This window comes from Catenulispora sp. GP43 (assembly GCF_041260665.1).
Lineage (GTDB): Bacteria > Actinomycetota > Actinomycetes > Streptomycetales > Catenulisporaceae > Catenulispora.
Window position 1 is genome coordinate 145,941 of record NZ_JBGCCT010000022.1, and the last position, 15,207, is coordinate 161,147.

General features: G+C 67.5%; 16 protein-coding genes. 10 read left to right on the plus strand and 6 right to left on the minus strand.

The window, feature by feature from the left end; translation table 11 throughout:
* Window positions 1–29: 29 nt before the first annotated feature.
* Together ABH926_RS35900 and ABH926_RS35905 are read left to right on the plus strand one after the other, a co-directional pair.
* Window positions 30–347 (plus strand): transposase, encoded by a 318-nt coding sequence (locus tag ABH926_RS35900; RefSeq protein WP_370370405.1) that lies wholly within the window; start codon window positions 30–32, stop codon window positions 345–347.
* Window positions 344–1,300 (plus strand): transposase, encoded by a 957-nt coding sequence (locus tag ABH926_RS35905; protein WP_370370406.1) that lies wholly within the window; start codon window positions 344–346, stop codon window positions 1,298–1,300. Before ABH926_RS35900 ends, ABH926_RS35905 begins: the two co-directional genes overlap by 4 nt.
* Here the strand turns inward: ABH926_RS35905 and ABH926_RS35910 are convergent.
* The 6 genes from ABH926_RS35910 to ABH926_RS35935 all read right to left on the minus strand — a co-directional run bounded on the left by ABH926_RS35910 (window position 1,182) and on the right by ABH926_RS35935 (window position 6,507).
* Window positions 1,182–1,799: a YrhB domain-containing protein gene (locus tag ABH926_RS35910; protein ID WP_370370407.1), complete on the minus strand. Its 618-nt coding sequence runs from the start codon at window positions 1,797–1,799 to the stop codon at window positions 1,182–1,184. The two genes, ABH926_RS35905 and ABH926_RS35910, sit on opposite strands and share 119 nt — an antisense overlap.
* Before the next feature lie 109 nt (window positions 1,800–1,908).
* Window positions 1,909–2,910, minus strand: coding sequence for a C40 family peptidase (locus tag ABH926_RS35915; RefSeq protein ID WP_370370408.1), 1,002 nt, complete (start codon window positions 2,908–2,910; stop codon window positions 1,909–1,911).
* A gap of 13 nt (window positions 2,911–2,923) precedes the next feature.
* The gene (locus ABH926_RS35920; RefSeq protein ID WP_370370409.1) at window positions 2,924–4,150 is read right to left on the minus strand and encodes a cytochrome P450; all 1,227 of its coding nucleotides are present in this window, start codon (window positions 4,148–4,150) and stop codon (window positions 2,924–2,926) included.
* A complete protein-coding gene (locus ABH926_RS35925; protein WP_370370410.1) occupies window positions 4,147–5,424 on the minus strand; it encodes an MAB_1171c family putative transporter in 1,278 nt (425 codons plus the stop codon). The genes ABH926_RS35920 and ABH926_RS35925 overlap by 4 nt, the downstream gene beginning before the upstream one ends.
* Complete coding sequence (locus ABH926_RS35930) at window positions 5,421–5,945, minus strand: hypothetical protein (RefSeq protein WP_370370411.1); 525 nt, start codon at window positions 5,943–5,945, stop codon at window positions 5,421–5,423. Before ABH926_RS35930 ends, ABH926_RS35925 begins: the two co-directional genes overlap by 4 nt.
* Window positions 5,946–5,991: 46 nt before the next feature.
* Window positions 5,992–6,507 carry a helix-turn-helix domain-containing protein gene (locus tag ABH926_RS35935; protein WP_370370412.1) on the minus strand — a complete coding sequence of 172 codons (516 nt, stop codon included), beginning with the start codon at window positions 6,505–6,507 and terminating at the stop codon, window positions 5,992–5,994.
* Window positions 6,508–6,688: 181 nt separating this feature from the next.
* Between ABH926_RS35935 and ABH926_RS35940 the strand changes: the two genes are divergently transcribed.
* The 8 genes from ABH926_RS35940 (at window position 6,689) to ABH926_RS35975 (ending at window position 15,167) form a co-directional block, all read left to right on the plus strand.
* A complete protein-coding gene (locus tag ABH926_RS35940; protein ID WP_370370413.1) occupies window positions 6,689–7,012 on the plus strand; it encodes a hypothetical protein in 324 nt (107 codons plus the stop codon).
* Window positions 7,013–7,056: 44 nt separating this feature from the next.
* The gene (locus tag ABH926_RS35945) at window positions 7,057–7,764 is read left to right on the plus strand and encodes a hypothetical protein (protein WP_370370414.1); all 708 of its coding nucleotides are present in this window, start codon (window positions 7,057–7,059) and stop codon (window positions 7,762–7,764) included.
* Window positions 7,761–9,086 carry a hypothetical protein gene (locus ABH926_RS35950; protein WP_370370415.1) on the plus strand — a complete coding sequence of 442 codons (1,326 nt, stop codon included), beginning with the start codon at window positions 7,761–7,763 and terminating at the stop codon, window positions 9,084–9,086. The genes ABH926_RS35945 and ABH926_RS35950 overlap by 4 nt, the downstream gene beginning before the upstream one ends.
* Entirely contained in the window at window positions 9,083–10,609 is a 1,527-nt protein-coding gene (locus ABH926_RS35955; RefSeq protein WP_370370416.1) for an SCO6880 family protein, read from the plus strand. Before ABH926_RS35950 ends, ABH926_RS35955 begins: the two co-directional genes overlap by 4 nt.
* A 122-nt stretch (window positions 10,610–10,731) precedes the next feature.
* Entirely contained in the window at window positions 10,732–12,135 is a 1,404-nt protein-coding gene (locus ABH926_RS35960; RefSeq protein ID WP_370370417.1) for a type VI secretion protein, read from the plus strand.
* A 41-nt stretch (window positions 12,136–12,176) separates the two neighbouring features.
* Window positions 12,177–13,943 (plus strand): type IV secretory system conjugative DNA transfer family protein, encoded by a 1,767-nt coding sequence (locus tag ABH926_RS35965; protein ID WP_370370418.1) that lies wholly within the window; start codon window positions 12,177–12,179, stop codon window positions 13,941–13,943.
* A 191-nt stretch (window positions 13,944–14,134) separates the two neighbouring features.
* The gene (locus ABH926_RS35970; RefSeq protein ID WP_370370419.1) at window positions 14,135–14,728 is read left to right on the plus strand and encodes a hypothetical protein; all 594 of its coding nucleotides are present in this window, start codon (window positions 14,135–14,137) and stop codon (window positions 14,726–14,728) included.
* Complete coding sequence (locus ABH926_RS35975; protein WP_370370420.1) at window positions 14,715–15,167, plus strand: hypothetical protein; 453 nt, start codon at window positions 14,715–14,717, stop codon at window positions 15,165–15,167. The genes ABH926_RS35970 and ABH926_RS35975 overlap by 14 nt, the downstream gene beginning before the upstream one ends.
* Window positions 15,168–15,207 lie beyond the last annotated feature (40 nt).

The following is a 15,207-nucleotide window of genomic DNA, read 5'->3' on the forward strand; positions in this document are numbered from 1 at the left end:
GCAAAGTTGAGCCCTGACGCAAGGAGCTGATGATGAGTCGTCCACCGGTGTTCCCGGCGGAGCAGAAGATGCGGATCGTGCTGTCGATCCTGGCCGGGGAGATCACCGCCGCTGACGCGGCCCGGCAGCTCAAGGTGTCCGAGCAGAGCATCGAGACCTGGAAGCGGCAGTTCATGGAGGGCGGCCGTGCCGGGCTGGAGTCGAAGGCCTCCGGGGCACCCAGCCGCGAGGCCGAGCTGGAGGCCGAGGTCGAGGAGCTCAAGGCGGCCCTGGGCGAGGCCACGGTCGAGCTGCGGGTGTGGAAGAAGTCCGCTGAGCGTCTGGCCCCTTCCAGGACCTCGAGGTGATCCGCCAAGACGCGGCGATGCCGGTCTCGAGGTTCTGCACCCTGATCGGCATCCCGCGCCGCACCTATCACCGGCAGTTGGCGCGGCACCGCGCCGGTGAGGAGGGCGTCAAGGGTCCGTGGCCGGCGCCGGCGGTCGAGGCCGTGGAGCCGATCGCGGCTAAGTACGCCGCGGACTGGCCGGCCTGGGGCCACCGGAAGATCCACGCCCTGATGATGGTCGACGGGCACGCCGCTTCGGCCTCCACCGTCGAGCGGGCACTGCGCCGCCGCAGCCTGCTGCAGCCGGTGGACTACCAGGGCGAGCGTCGCGAGCTGGCCAAGGCCCGTAAAGCGGCGTTCGCACAGCCTCCGACCAGGCCCAACGAGGTGTGGCAGCTGGACTTCTCCGAATACGAGACCACCACCGGTGGGATCTGGCGGCTGGCCGGCGTCACCGATTACTTCACGAAGTACGAGCACGGCTGGCATATCGCGCCGACCTGCACCGGCACCGACGCGATCGAAGCCGTCCGGATCGCTATCGCCGAGGCCGAACGCCTCGGCGGGGCACCGCTGGCCCAGCTGCTGCTAACCGATCCGGACACCGGCCAGACACATCGGATCAAGTTGGTCACCGACAACGGCGGCGCCTTTAAGGGCGTCGCGTTCGCGAAGTTCATCGCCTCCCGCCCCGAGCTGCTGCACATCCGCACTCGCGCGAAGTCACCCGGCCAGAACGGGGTGCGCGAGCGCAGCTTCGGCTCGCTGAAGTACGAGCACCTCTACCGCGTCCACGAGCAGATAGCCACCGTCGAAGACCTCTACCGCGAGGCCGAGGCCTACCGAGTCGTGTTCAACCAGATCCGGCCGCACGAGGCCCTGGGCTTCCACCGCCCGGTCGAGGTCCTGGCCGACCCGCTGCTACACCCGATCCACAAGAATCAAACCGGAGATCTTGTGCCACAAGCTTGACGCGGGACAGTTCAGCCCGCGGCAGCCGCGCCAGCAACCCCGGGTCTGGCTCGGCCCCGGCAGCCACGGCATCGACGTAACGCTGAGCATTGACGGGCCCGAAATCCCCGGCCACACAGACAGCCTTTAACGCCTCGGCCCGCCGGCCCAGCTCCACCAGGCGTCCGATCTCCACATCCAAGGCGCGAGGCGGAACCTCGCCCCGGACCTTTTCGTGGTACTGGTCAGCCCACTGGAAGCCTTCACACATCCACGGAAACACCCGATGCAGGCTGCCATCCAACCCGTCGACAACGTACGGCGCATTGCCACCTAGCGCGTACGTGCGGTCGCCGGTCTCCACGAACTGCCACGTGTTGTAGACGATGTACCAGCACAGCTCATGCTGCTTGACGTGGGCTATGACAAACGGCTCATCGTAAGCCGCCGACCCGCTGGACTCCCACTCGGCGAGTAGTCGCCGCTCGACCAGTTCAACCGCCCACTCGCGAGAGATCATAGGGTCACGTTACTCAGGCCCCGCCGAACAGCAGTCCCGCCGATCTTGTACAGGCGCAACTCAGGCGCAAACTCCGTGGGAAAGCGAAAGATTCAACGGGAACCTACAGTCAATAGATCTCACGCCGGATCGCGACGAGGTTCTCCCTCCAGTAACCGGCCAATGAGCTCAGCTGGACGGTGAGCCCGGTATGTGGCGCCTCCACCAACATTCCTTGGCCCAGGTACATCCCGACGTGCCCCGGTGCGGTCACGGTCCCGTCCGATCCGGGAACGAACAGCAGGTCGCCGGGGCGCAGTTGGTTCGTGTGGTAGACGGGTAGGCCGACGGTGGACTGCGCGATGCTGCCGCGGGGTATCGCGATGCCGGCGGCGCGGTAGGCCATCATCATCAGGCCGGAGCAGTCCCAGCCATCGGGGCCGGTTCCGCCCCAGACGTACGGCTTGCCGATTTGCGCGAGCGCGAAGCTGATGGCTGTCGCTATGGGTGCGGGGATGCCGGCCGGGATGTGGTAGCCGGTGACGTTGGCCGCTGCTGCGGTGATTGTCAGATCGCCTGGACCTGGCGTGCAGTTCACTCCACCGATGAAGGCGGTGGCGAGGGCTTGGGCCTCGTCCCGCCATTTGGCGTAGGCGTCGGGGAAGCCGCTTCGCTGGACGGCCTGGGCGGCGTCGGTGGTGGACATCGACCGCCAGCCCGGGACCTGGAGCAGTCTGCTGTAGAACTGCCTGGCGGCGTAGGCCGGAGTCAGGATCTGCGCGGGGCTGCCCCAGCCCTGCGATGGCCGTTGCTGGAACAGCCCCAGGCTGTCCCGGTCGCCGTAGTTGAGGTTCTGGAGGCCGGATTCTTGGAGGGCGGTCGCGATGGCGATCGATTCGCCCGGCGCCGGGACACCCATGCTGATGCCGACTTCAGTGATGACCTGGGCGTTTCCGAGCTGAGCGGCGCTCAGGCTTCCGATGTGGGCCGAGCCCCGGCCAAAGCCGGCCGCGCATATGGATGTCGTGGTCGAGTCGGGTGTGGCGGCGATGGCTCCCGCTATGGCTGCGATCGCGGCGACGACGAACAAGGGCGCGGATATGGCGGTGCCTATGGCGAGCTTGATAGGCATGGTGCTCTCCTCATCAGGCGGGCTGTGCCGTGAAGGTGACGGGTAGCGTGGTCAGACCGTGGTGACGGTGGTCGGGGTTCCAGGCGAGCTCTTGTTCCGGCATGGCGAGCCTGAGATTGGGCAGCCGGTGAAGAGCGGTCCACAGGGCGGTCCGCACCTCCATACGCGCGAGCGGGGCGCCGAGGCAGTAGTGCGGTCCCTGGCCGAAGCCGAGGTGGCCGTTGCTGGGGCGTTCGAGGTCGATGGCGTCGGGGTTGGTGACGAACTCGAGATCGCGGTTGGCCGAGGCGAGTGCCAGCAGGACTGTGTCGCCGGCGGGAATGGTTCGCTCGCCGATGCGGAGGTCGTCGAGGGGGAAGCGCCGGATCGCGGTAAGCATGGGGCCGTCGCGTCGCAGCAGTTCCTCGACGAGGGCGGCCATTCGGGACGTGTGCGGATCGGTCTCTTCCCGGACGAGGTCTGCCAGGTTGGGTTCGCGGAGAAGGGCGGCGATGCCGTTGGAGATCAGGTGCACCGTGGTCTCGAAGCCGGCCCACAGGATGAGGAAGGCCAGTGAGGTCAGTTCGTTCTCGGTCAGCCGGTCGTCACCGTCTCGCGCTGCGATCATCGCGGAGAGCAGGTCGTCGGCCGGCTCGGCGCGCTTGCGCTTGATCACTTTCACCAGGCAGGCGTGCATGCCGGCGACGAGTTCGCGGCCGGAGGGCCGATTCGGATCGTTGGGTGTCAGCAGCGATCGGGTGAAGGCCTGAAAGATCGCGCCGTCCGACTCCGGGATTCCGAGCAGATCGCAGATGACGACCATGGGGACCGGGCCGGCGAGGTCGGCGACGAGGTCGGCGTGGCCGTTCGGGGCGATGGTGCTGATGAACCGGTCGACGGTGGCCTGGACGCGCTCGCGTTGGGCCTCGACGCGGCGCGGGGTGAAGGCGGAGGAGACCAGTCGGCGAAGCCTGGCATGCGCCTCGTCGCCGATGTTCAGCAGATTCTCGTCCAGGGCCGGTGGCAGGCCGAAGCCCTGGTACCCGTGTTGGGAGTTGCGTGCCTCGATGGACATGCGCGGATCGGACAGCAGCGCCTTGACGTCGGCATGACGGCTGATCACCCAGACCGGCCCGCCGCTGGCCTGGATCGCCTGGTGGACGCCGCCGGCCTCGCGCAGCTGTGCATACGCGTCGTACGGGCATCCGGAGAGATGGGGGACCATCTCGATCGGCTCGGTGAAGGGCTGGCTGGGGTTCACGCGATTCCTCCGGTCGGTGTCGGGTCGGCTTCGGCGAGCTCGTGGGCGGGGGCTGTCGACTGCTCGGTGAAGTACTTTGTCACTCTCAGCAGCCATGCCAGTTCGGCGTCGAGGTTTGCGGGGATGTTCCCGGCTGTTCGTGGCAAGGGATTGTCGTTGTGTGTCGCGGCTTCACCGGCTTCGAGCGCGGCACGGATCTGTGCGGCGGTGACAGCTGCGTCGAGGTCGTCGCCCACGAAACCGCGGCCGACGAAGTGCGCCCTGAGGCGTTCCGCGTTCACAGGGTCCAGATATTGCCGAAGCGTCAGAATCCCATCCCGGATCTCCACGACGCGGCGCGCGACGTAGTACTCCACATCGCTCAGCACACGTGCCGCGGCGCGAATCCTGCCCAAGACGCTCCCGGACCCAGTGGCCAGTTGGTCATCGAACGCGATGGAGGCGTCCAACTCGTAGAAGCTCATCCACAGTGCGTGCAGCCTGATGTAGGCGACCAATCGCCGCAGCCGTTGCGCGAGTCCGGAGATACGTGGCCCCCACCAGTGCAGGGTCAGGCCGCCCATGACGAGCAACGCGCCCGACCCAGCGCTGACTTCGGCGACGTTCTCCCACGGGCCGATGTCCACCTTGACGCGAGCGACGACGATGTCTGCCAGCCGGGTGATGCTGTAGAGCAGCCCGAACGTCGCACCGATGCTCGTGGTGATCAGGCCGGTCCGAAGCCAGCTTGGGCTGACCACCTTCGCGTACCGGCGGCACAGACGGATGACCTCGACCTCGCCGATCGTGAAGGTCAGCAGGTAGATGAGTAGGTAGGCCTCGTACGCGGCCGATGCGCCGTACCACTCGGAGAACGAATGCTGGAGGTGGTGCGCCTTGAACGACTGCTGGAGTGCGTGCATGGAGTCGCTGCGAATGAACAGTGCGATCATCACGGCGACGACCACAGCGACGGCTGCGATCGTGACCCTGACACGGCGCCGCGCCCGATCCGGGGCGTAGGACCATACCTGCAGAAGGGCAAGCTGGCTCGCGGTGTAGCACATGACGAAGCACATCGAGATGAGTGCGTTCGAGCCGCGCAGGCCGGTCCAGGCATCGATCCGGTCCCAGACCCCTGCCCAACTGACCGTGAAGATCAACGCGAAGCACAAGTAGAGGTACCAGGTGGCCAGGCGTGTCGGCTCTTTGCGAATGGCGGCGAGGTGCTTGGCACTCGAGAGCACGACCATCCAGGCGAACAGCGCGGCCAGCGGATACAAGGTGGCGTTCACCGCTCACCTCGCGACAGGGAGGTCGCGATGCGCGCGATGACGTCATGAGCGCCGGGATCAGTGGCCCGCGGCAATTCTCGAAGCGGTTGGCGTCCGATCCGGCGCAGGATCAGCGTGGCGATGAGCTCGGCCTCGAACTCGTCGTCCTCGGCGTAGGAGTCGCGGCCGAGTACCCGGAAGACATCGGTGATCTTCATGCCGGCGGCGATGGTCCGCGCCAGGTCTTTGCTGAGTTCCTTGCCGGGCACGTGAGCACGGAGGATGTGCCCGATCTCGTGAAAGACGATGTGCTGCTGGTGCAGCTGTGAGGTGTCCTCTTCGTAGAAGACGTAGTCGGCCTTGGCCGTTCTCATCCAGGCGCCGCACAGCCCGCCGATCGCCATCGAGTGCGACATCAGGACGAGACTTCGGCCGATGTGCCGGCCGAGCCGCGTGCAGAAGTCTTCGAGGTCGAACGGGTCGGGCAGGTCGAGGTCGGCGACCAGCGCGGAGCACTCGCGGCGCGCCTGGTCCCGGTTCACCGGAGTGCACCAGGGGCTCGAAGCGGCACGAACCTATGTTCGATAGCTACTCGTCCGCGTCGGTATGCGACTCGGCCGGAGGTAGCCCCTCGACCTCGCGGACTCGGTCGATCATGCTCAAGACCAGCTTTACGCTCTCCGGCGGCAGGCCGACCGTGCGCATGGCCACGTCCTGGACTCCGGCGTGCTGGAGCGCGGCGACCAGCTTGAGCTGCTCGTTCGTCTCCTCGGTGTCCTCGTGTTCGTCGAAGTACGACAGCGGGACACCGAAGAACTTCGCAAGGCCCTGGATCGCATCCATCATCGGGTTCGTTCTGACCCCGTTGACCAGCTGCGACAGGTAGCCGACCGAGATCGAGGCTCCGCCGGAGTCCTCGATCGCTCGGATGGCTTCCCGGTAGGAGTACTTCTTGCCGTCGGGCTTGCGCTTGTTCTCGAACAGGTACTGCAGACGCTCGGCGATGACGCCCGGGTCGGCTGTGCCGGCCCGCGGTGAAGTGGGTTCGTCGGGCGCAGCAGGTGTCGCCGGCTCCTCGCCCGCTCCCTTGCCCTGCTTGCTCATCGACGGTCCCTTCTCGGCGTGGCTGCTGCTCGATCGCTGTCTGCTGTGGTGAACACCGCTGGGTCATTTCAGGGTACCTCGTTCGCTCCGGTTGACGTGTCCGATATGGCACAGCTTATGGTGGTTTCATGCTGTTCGCAGAGATGAACAGCTGGACCCTCGCCAACCAGCTAAGGAGCAGGTGAAAGACATGATCGCGATGTTCATCCAGCAGGCCGCAGGTCAGGTGCTCACTCACGCCGCCGGCGTCATCCCTGACCCGCCGCCGGCCGCGCCGGTCGGATCCGGTGCGATCGCCACCCTGTTCTCCTGGCTCAAGTGGGGAGCCCTGACCTGCTGTGGAGGGGCGGCTGTCACCGGCGGCTGCATGATCGCCCTCGGCAACACCTCGCGCCGGGCGGAGATGGCCGAGCGCGGGAAGGTCACCCTGTTCAGCTCCGTCATCGGAGCGGTCATTGTCGGCGTAGCGGTCACGCTGATCACCGCTTCGTACGGCTTGAGTTAGGGCCGCCACCGATCCCGCACGTATCGCCACCACCAGGAGTCACAATGCGCAACCTTATCGGCGCAAAGCGCCTATTTCCGGGAGCTCTCGCTGCCGGTGTCGTGCTGGTCATCGGGGTGATCACCGTTCCCTTGCTCGGCGGCCACGACGGTCGGCACGCCGGCAAGAAATCCGCGGCAGCGCCGCCTGTCGCAGTCCCCTCGGACCCGCTTCGTGTGGTCCCGGGTGCTCGTACGGCCGACGGCATCCAAGTCGGCTTCCCGCACACGACCGCCGGCGCGGTCAGCGCGGCGTCAGAGTACGTCGACGCCGCGGCATCCACGCTCGATCCCGACTACGCCGCGTCGGTGATGCGCGTGGCCGGCGATCCGGGCAACACGGCGCTGCCGGCGAATCTCGCAGCGAGCATCGTCAAGCTGCGGGCGGAGTTGCAGCTGCGGTCCGACGGGCCACTGGATCCGCCGACGACATTCCAGACCACGGCGCAGATGTACCAGCTGAGAAACATCGCGCCGGACGACGTCCTGGTCCTCTTGCTGACCGACAGTACGTTTATCAACTCGCGCGGCGGCATGGCCCGGACCACCGGAGTCTTTCCGGTACAGATGCGATGGATCGCCGGTGACTGGAAGATCGGGGCCATCGGCCGCGGCGGTCAGGACTACTCCGCGCTGGCGGCTACCCCTGACACTCAGGCTGCTGTGAATCAGGGGTGGCAGGCCCTGGTCGCCGCCAGCGGCGGTGCGTCATGATCCTCGCCGGAGCGGTCTTCGAGCCGTCCGGATCGGGCACGGGATGCCTGGACGGAGACATAGGCAAGTGCCTGACCGATGTGACCGCGCTGCCGGGCAAGGCGGCCGACGCAGTCGTATCCGGTGCTGAGTCCGCGGTCGGTGGCGCGGTGGGTGACGTCGCCAGCTCGGCCTGGGACTCGATCTGCCATTCCTTCGCCGACGCCTTCACCTCGGTGCTGAAGTGGTTCGGCGGAGTGTTCGCCTCGATGCCCGATCCGGACCTGGGTTCCATCCATGGCGTGTACGCGATCAGCCTGACGCTCGGCATGATCGTCGCGATGTTCCTGCTGATGCTGCAGGCCGGTTCCGTGATGTGGACACGTTCGGGTGCACCGCTGGCCCAAGCATTGACCGGCTTGCCAAAAGCGGCGCTCGCCTCGCTGCTGACTCTCGCCGTCTCGGGACAGATCATGGCTGCCTCGGACGACGTGGCGAAGTGGATCGTGTCGTCCAGCGGCAGCAGCATGGACGGGTTCTCCCAACGGCTGACGGTCTTGCTCGCGTTGAGTACGCCTGCCGGGCCTGCGATTCCGTCCGTGTTGCTTCTGCTGTTCGGCCTGATTGGCATCGGCTTGGTGCTGGTGTTGTGGTCGGAACTCGTGCTGCGCAACGCCGTGTTCTGCGTCCTCGTGGCGACCGCACCGATAGCCGCGGCAGGCCAGATCGGCTCAGCGACGACGGAGTGGTGGCGCAAGCTCGTCAAGGCCGGTGTCCAGCTGGCCTTGGTCAAGCCGGTCATCGCGCTCGTCTTCGTCATCGGCTTCGACACGGCCGGGAACGCGACCGGCATCACCGGGGTGATCTCCGGGATGGCTGTGCTGTTCATGGCCGTGTTCGCCTGGCCGGCCATCGGACGCTTCTTCACCTTCACATCGGTGTCGATGGGCGGAGCGATGGGCGCCGGTGCACTGGTCGGTGCCGTCGCTAACCGGACTGCTTCCGGCGGGCCGGGCCCCGATCCGGCGGCGTTCGGGCAGTTCTCCGAGCGCCAGGCCATGTCGGCCAACGCGGCACGGGGCGCCGGGGCCAGCGCGGGTGGCGCTGCGGGAATCGGGGCGGCGTCCGCGGGGCCCGCCGGAGTTGCGGTCGCCGCGCTCCAGGCGCTGCACAAGACCATCAACGCGGTCGGCTCGCGCATGGAGCAGCAAGCCGGGCACGCCGGGCTGGAAGGCGCGAATCCCTCGGCGTACCCCGCTGGATATCCGATGTACGGCGCTGTCCGCATGCCACGCGGTGCCATCTCATCTGCTCCGAAGAGTAAGGAGGCGTCATCACCGTGACCACCCGAGTTCCTGCCCGAACCTATGCCGGCTGGCAGTACGAGAAGGTGCACTTCCTGCTCGGACTCTCTGGCCGCCGAGCCGCCCTTGCCGGTCTCGCAGTCTTCCTGGGCCTGCAACCGCTCGCTTCCGGCCACCTCGCTGGCGCCGTCTTGTTCTGGCCACTGGCCCTGCTTTTGGCCGGATGTGCCTACGTGCGCATAGCGGGCCGAACCCTTGATGAATGGACAACCACCGTGGTCTCTTACAGCCTTCTGAAGCTTCGGAACAAGACGGTCTTCCTGTCTGGAGCCTTCGCTCCGGAGCGCGGTGTTGAGCCTTCCCGGCTGGACCTGCCCGGAGTGCTGGCACCCCTGCGCATCCTCGCATCCCATGACGGTGTGGGCCGAGAGATCGCGGTACTACATCACCCGCACGCCTGCACGTATACGGCGGTAGCGGTGGTCGACCCGGCCGGGCTGGGTCTGCTCGATGCCGATCGGGCTGAGGCGATGGTGCAGGCCTGGGGTGAGGTGCTTGCCTCGCTGTGCACCGAGGAGCAGCCGATTGCCCGGCTCCAGTTCGTCTCGCGCACCGTGCCGGAGTCCGGGGGAGCGCTGCGCACCTGGCACACCGCTCACCTCGACCCCGCTGCTCCGCTTGCTTCGGTCATGGCGAATGAGGCACTGCTGGCCGCTACGTCGGCCACGTGCCGCCGCCAGATGTGGCTGGCGATATCCCTGGACGCCCGCCGTGCCCTGGCCGCGATACGTGGGGCGGGTGGCGGCGACAAGGGAGCCTTCCGGATCCTCGGGCAGCAGGTACGGGCACTGAGCCCTCAGCTCGTGGGTGCAGGTATCAAGGTCACCCATTGGCTGGACACCCCGGAGATGTCGGAAGCCATCCGTACTGGCTTCGACCCCCACGCTGCGGCCTTGCTGGATCAGCGTCGTGCGGAGGCTGACGATCAGATCGGCCAGGGCGCGATGCCTGTGGTCCAGGCCGGTCTCGACCCGTCTGCCGCCGGCCCGGCCGCGGCCGAGAACTCGTGGTCGTCGTACCGGCACGACGGCGCCGTATCGGTGACCTACGCGATCCACGCCTGGCCGATCTCGCCCGTTTACGCGACCGCGCTGGCATCGGTGCTGGCCGATGCGACCCACAGACGCTCGTTCTCATTCGTCGTCGAGCCGCTCGGGCCGCGTGCGGCGCAGAAAGCGGTGATGGTCGAACGGACGAAGCGCGAGGTCGGCATCAGGCTGCGAGCCCGCACCGGCCAAGCGGTCTCCGCCTTCGAGCAGGTCGCGCTCGACCGCGCTGCGGCGCAAGAGGCAGAGCACGCACACGGGTCTGGCCTGTGTCGCTTCACCGGCTACCTCACAGTGACGGTCGACGACCCGAACGAGCTGCCGGACGCCTGCGCGCAGGCAGAGGCCGGCGCAGCTCTCATCGGGATTGAGCTGCGGCGGATGTACGGCGCCCAAGACACAGGCTTCGCCATGACCCTTCCCGTGGGTCTCGGCCTTCCGGCGAAGCGGTGGTGAGCGGGATGCGTAGCCCTTTGAACAGGCGGCGCGAGCTCGTAGCCTCTACCAGCCTTCCGGCCGTCGCGATCACTACGCTCCGACCGCCGGTCCCCGCTGCTCATCCTCCCGTCGCATCTGCCGTGACCGGTCGTGCTGAGCTGCGCTCCCCGAGCAGCGCTCCGCGGCGGGGGATCAACAGGCCATATGCCGGCCGTGCGGTCCGTGCTCCGCAGCCTCGGGTCTACCGGGCCGCGACGTCGCAGCTCGCCGGGCTCTATCCGTTCCTGTACGGCGGCGGCGTACCCGCGATCGGACCCTGCATCGGCACGAACCTGCTCAGCGGCGCGGCGTTCTCCTGCCATCCGATCGCGTGGCTCAACAACGGGCTGATCACCAATCCCAACGTGCTGTTCACCGGTATCCCCGGGGCTGGCAAGTCCGCGCACATCAAGGCTCTCTCACTGCGGCTGATGTCGTACGGCGTCAAGACTCTCGTCCTCGGCGACCTGAAGAACGAGTACAAGGAGCTCGCGCACGGGCTCGGCGTCGAGCCCGTGCAGCTGGGCCCAGGACTCCCGGCCCGGCTCAACCCCCTCGATGCCGGCCCTCTCGGTGAGGACCTGCCCAGCGACCCCGTCGAGCTGGAGGAGCGCCTGGCCGAGATCCACCGGAGACGGCTTACCCTGCTCAACGCCCTGCTGGCCACGAAACTCGGGCGTCCGCTCTCGCCGACTGAGGAGGCCGCCGTCTCTCTGGCCATCCACGAGGCGACGGGACAGGCAGGCGGGGCCACCACCTTGGTCGATCCGACGTTGCCGCAGGTGTGGGGCGTACTTCGGGACCCGACCGACGAGATGGCCCGAGACCTCCGGGTCCGCGGCGGGGACGCCGAGGAACTCCGCGACCTCGTGCGCGACGTCACCGACGCTCTACGCGCGATGGTCCGCGGCTCGCTCTCCGGTCTGTTCGACGGCCCGACCACCGTCGCCCTCGACTTCACCGCGCCGATCCAAACCGTCGACCTGTCCCGGCTCGACGGCCGGGGCGACGAGACGATCGCGATGACCCTTGCGTGCGTCTCCTCCTGGGGCCAGTCCGCGATCGACGACCCGGCCGGCCCGGTGCGCCTTGTCGTACGAGATGAACTGTGGCGCGCAATGAGGATCCCCGCGATGGTGCGCAAGCTCGACGGCGACCTGCGCCTGTCCCGAGCCACCGGCACGATCCAGGTTCTCGCCACGCACAGGTTGGCTGACTTCGAGACGGTTGGCGCGGCCGGGACTCCGGAAGCGGCGATCGCGGCGAACCTCATCGCCAGCTGCGACGTGCGAGTCTGCCTGGCCCAGGACGTCGCTCCGCTTGCGATGACCCGCGACGCCATCGGGCTCACGGGTGCCGAATGCGCCCACATAGCCTCCTGGGGAGCCGCGCACATCGGCCACGCCCTGTGGAAGGTCGGTCGGCACCACTCAGCCGCGGTTCGTCTGGAGCTGACGCCGCTCGAACGTGAGTGGTTCTACACCAACCAGCGGATGTCGGCGTGATGGCTACCCGTTCTGCGGGCCCTTCGCCGGCCCGGTACCTGGTGCACGACGCCAAGGACCTGGTCCTCACGCTCGCCGTCGGCCTCTTCGCCGTGGCAGGGATCGGCACCTGGGCGTGGGGCGAACTGGCGGGACTGTTGGCGCGCGGCGGTCTCCCGGGCGTTTCGCCTTCACGGAGTCTGTCGATCGCCACGCGCCTGCTGGGACATCTGGGCGATCCCCGCATGGCCTGGCCGGCCGACGCGGCCGCCGTGCTACCGGGGCCGGTGTCGTTCTACTGCGCGGGATGTCTTCTGCTCGCTGGCTGCGCTGCGGTGAGCTTCGTCGGGCTACGGCTTTGGGTGCGCTTCAAGCGGCGCGATGACGGGTTCGCTGCCCGCTCTGACCTCACGGTCCACCTGGCTGAGTCGGCGGTCATGAAGCGTGGGCCGGTGGTGCGCCCGAGCCTGAAGGAGGCATCGTTCGGCCTTGCCGACGTCGGCCTGCCGCTTGGCCGCTCCGTCCCGGACAAGGTGAGGCTGGCGGTGTCGACGGAGGACTCCGTCGTCGTGATCGCCGCTCCTCGTCAGGGTAAGTCCTCGCAGGTCGTGATTCCGTGGGTACACCGCTGGCCCGGCTCTGCGCTGGTCACGTCGATGCGGATGGACGTGCTGCTGGCCACCGCGGCCCTTCGCGAGAAGCAAGGCCCGGTCGCGGTCATGGCACCGACGGGGATGACGTCGTGGCCGTCGTTGGTCCGGTGGTCGCCGACGTCCGGCTGCAAGAACCTCGACAAAGCCCGCGAGCGTGCCGAGGTGATGGTCACCGTCGGCCGTAGTGAGAAGCAGGATTCGTCGAACGCCGGGTACTTCGGCGCCAACGCCACCAACCTGCTCACCCTGTGGCTGCACGCCGCGGCGCTCGCCGGGCGCTCGATGATCGACGTTCTCACGTGGTCTCTGAACGACCGCGACGACACCCCAGTCAAACTCCTGCGCGATCACCCGGCGGCTGCGCCCGGCAGTGCTCAGTTGCTGGACGGTCTCTACCGGACGCCACCGGAGACGAAGTCCGGCTTGTGGACCACCGTCCAGACCGCGTTGGCGCCGCTGCTCTCGCCGACTGCGCAGGCCACGTTTTGCCCCGAAGACGAGTCCGACGTCTTCGATCTGGAGTCCTTCCTACGGTCGAAGGGGACCGTCTATCTGCTGGTTGAGCGGAAGCAGGCCAGCGCTCTGGCACCGCTGATCGCAGTGTTCGTCGACGAGCTGATAGAAACCGCGAAGCGTATCGCCGACACGATGCCGGGAGGGCGGCTCGATCCGCCGCTCGCGCTGTTCCTCGACGAGATCGCGAACGTTGTCCCGCTCCCGTCGTTGCCCGACCTGATGTCGTTCGCCGGCGGCTCCGGCATCTTCATCGCCGCCATCCTCCAGTCCCGGGCGCAGGCCGAGGCGCGTTGGGGCTCGGAACAGGCCGCGATGCTCTGGGGAGCTGCCACCGTCAAGCTCATCCTCGGTGGTCTGTCCGGCGCCGAGCTGCGAGACCTATCGGAGAACCTGGTCGGCGAATACGACCGGCACATGACCACCTACCAGCGCTCGGACGATGGTTCGATCACCACCGGAACCTCGGTTCAGCAACACAAGACCATGACCGCCGAGGACATCCGCACACTCAGCTCTGCCGAGCGCGAAGCGCTGGTCATCCACGCCACCACTCCCGCCGTGAAGATCCGCATGACGCGCCACTACGAAGGCCCTGACGCGGCGCTTTACGCCCGTGCGGAAAAGGCTGCGTACGCGATCCTGGAGGAGCAGATTCCGTGAGCGCCTTCGAGGAACGCCATGCGAGACCACCGACCATAGGCCCGAGCGCCGGGCGACGGATCCGCGGACGTCCGCGGCAGACCGCCAGTCGGCTCACGCGTAGGCCGCGGCCGACGCCGGAGCCCGTGGGGTACGGCCGGGGTCGGCCGGCGACCGGTGACGCTCCTGTGCCGCTTGCCGAGTGGCACTCGATGACCGAACCGGAGTACACGCTCGCCTGGGAGCAGCTTCGCGACTGGACCGTGTGGCTCGTTGGCCGCTACCGCCTGGTCCTTGAAGACCGGCTGCCGGCCTGCTGGCCCGAGCATCCGGAACTGATCGAGGAGCTCTGGGCGCTACGTGCTTGGCGGATGGAGGCCTACGGTCCCGAGGGCGCCGGACAGTCAGCCGTCTACTGGCACCAGGCCCTTGTTGCCTTTCTCGGACACGTCTCCGTCTGGTGGGCCGGTGGCTGCCGTGCCGGGCATTCGAGCCCGAACACCGACCTCCGCCCCGAGCAGGTCCGCAGCTGGAAGTACGCCAGCCCACTTGTCGGTATTCCGCGGCAGCCGCACCCAATCTCAACCGAACTCAACGTCATCACCACCGAGCAGATGCGGGCCCTGACGGACGCCGGGCTGGCCCACCCACAGCACGAGACCATCGCCGCCTTCACCTACTACGACGGCTCCTGGTGGGCCTTCGGGCCACCCGAGGGCGAGGACGGCACCGCGATGTGGTTCCGCGCAGACGACGCGGACCTCGACACCAACACCGAAAGCGAGAACTCCCATGACCATCACTGAATCCCGTGACTGCCGTGCAGACCACCGGGCGTACATCGAGTCAGTGCGGGTTGCGCTGCTGCTAGAGGGCATCCGCGTAGGCGACGCGGCCTTCAACACCGGCACCGTGCGATCGGCGACGATGACGCTGCTCGCGCCCGATGACGACTTCGACGAGCCCTGGCACCACACCTTCGCCAGCGCCGAGCGCGTGGAACTGCGCTGGACCGAGGAAGACGGCTGGTCCCTGTTGGCTCTTCACACCAGCGGCGACAGGTGCCTGCCGACCATCTGGCGGCCCGGCTTCGGGGCGGTCCTTCCTGCCAATGAGATCTGCGCCTGGCTCGCCGTCCTGCTGACCATGCCGGGGGTCTCTCCGAGCCAGGACGACGGCCCGTACCGCTCTCATCAGACCGACGATCCCGCCTTCGAAGCCTCCCTGGCCTTCTACGCGATCTGAGCCGCCCGCACAGCCCCGGCTCACCGCCGGCCCGCACCAC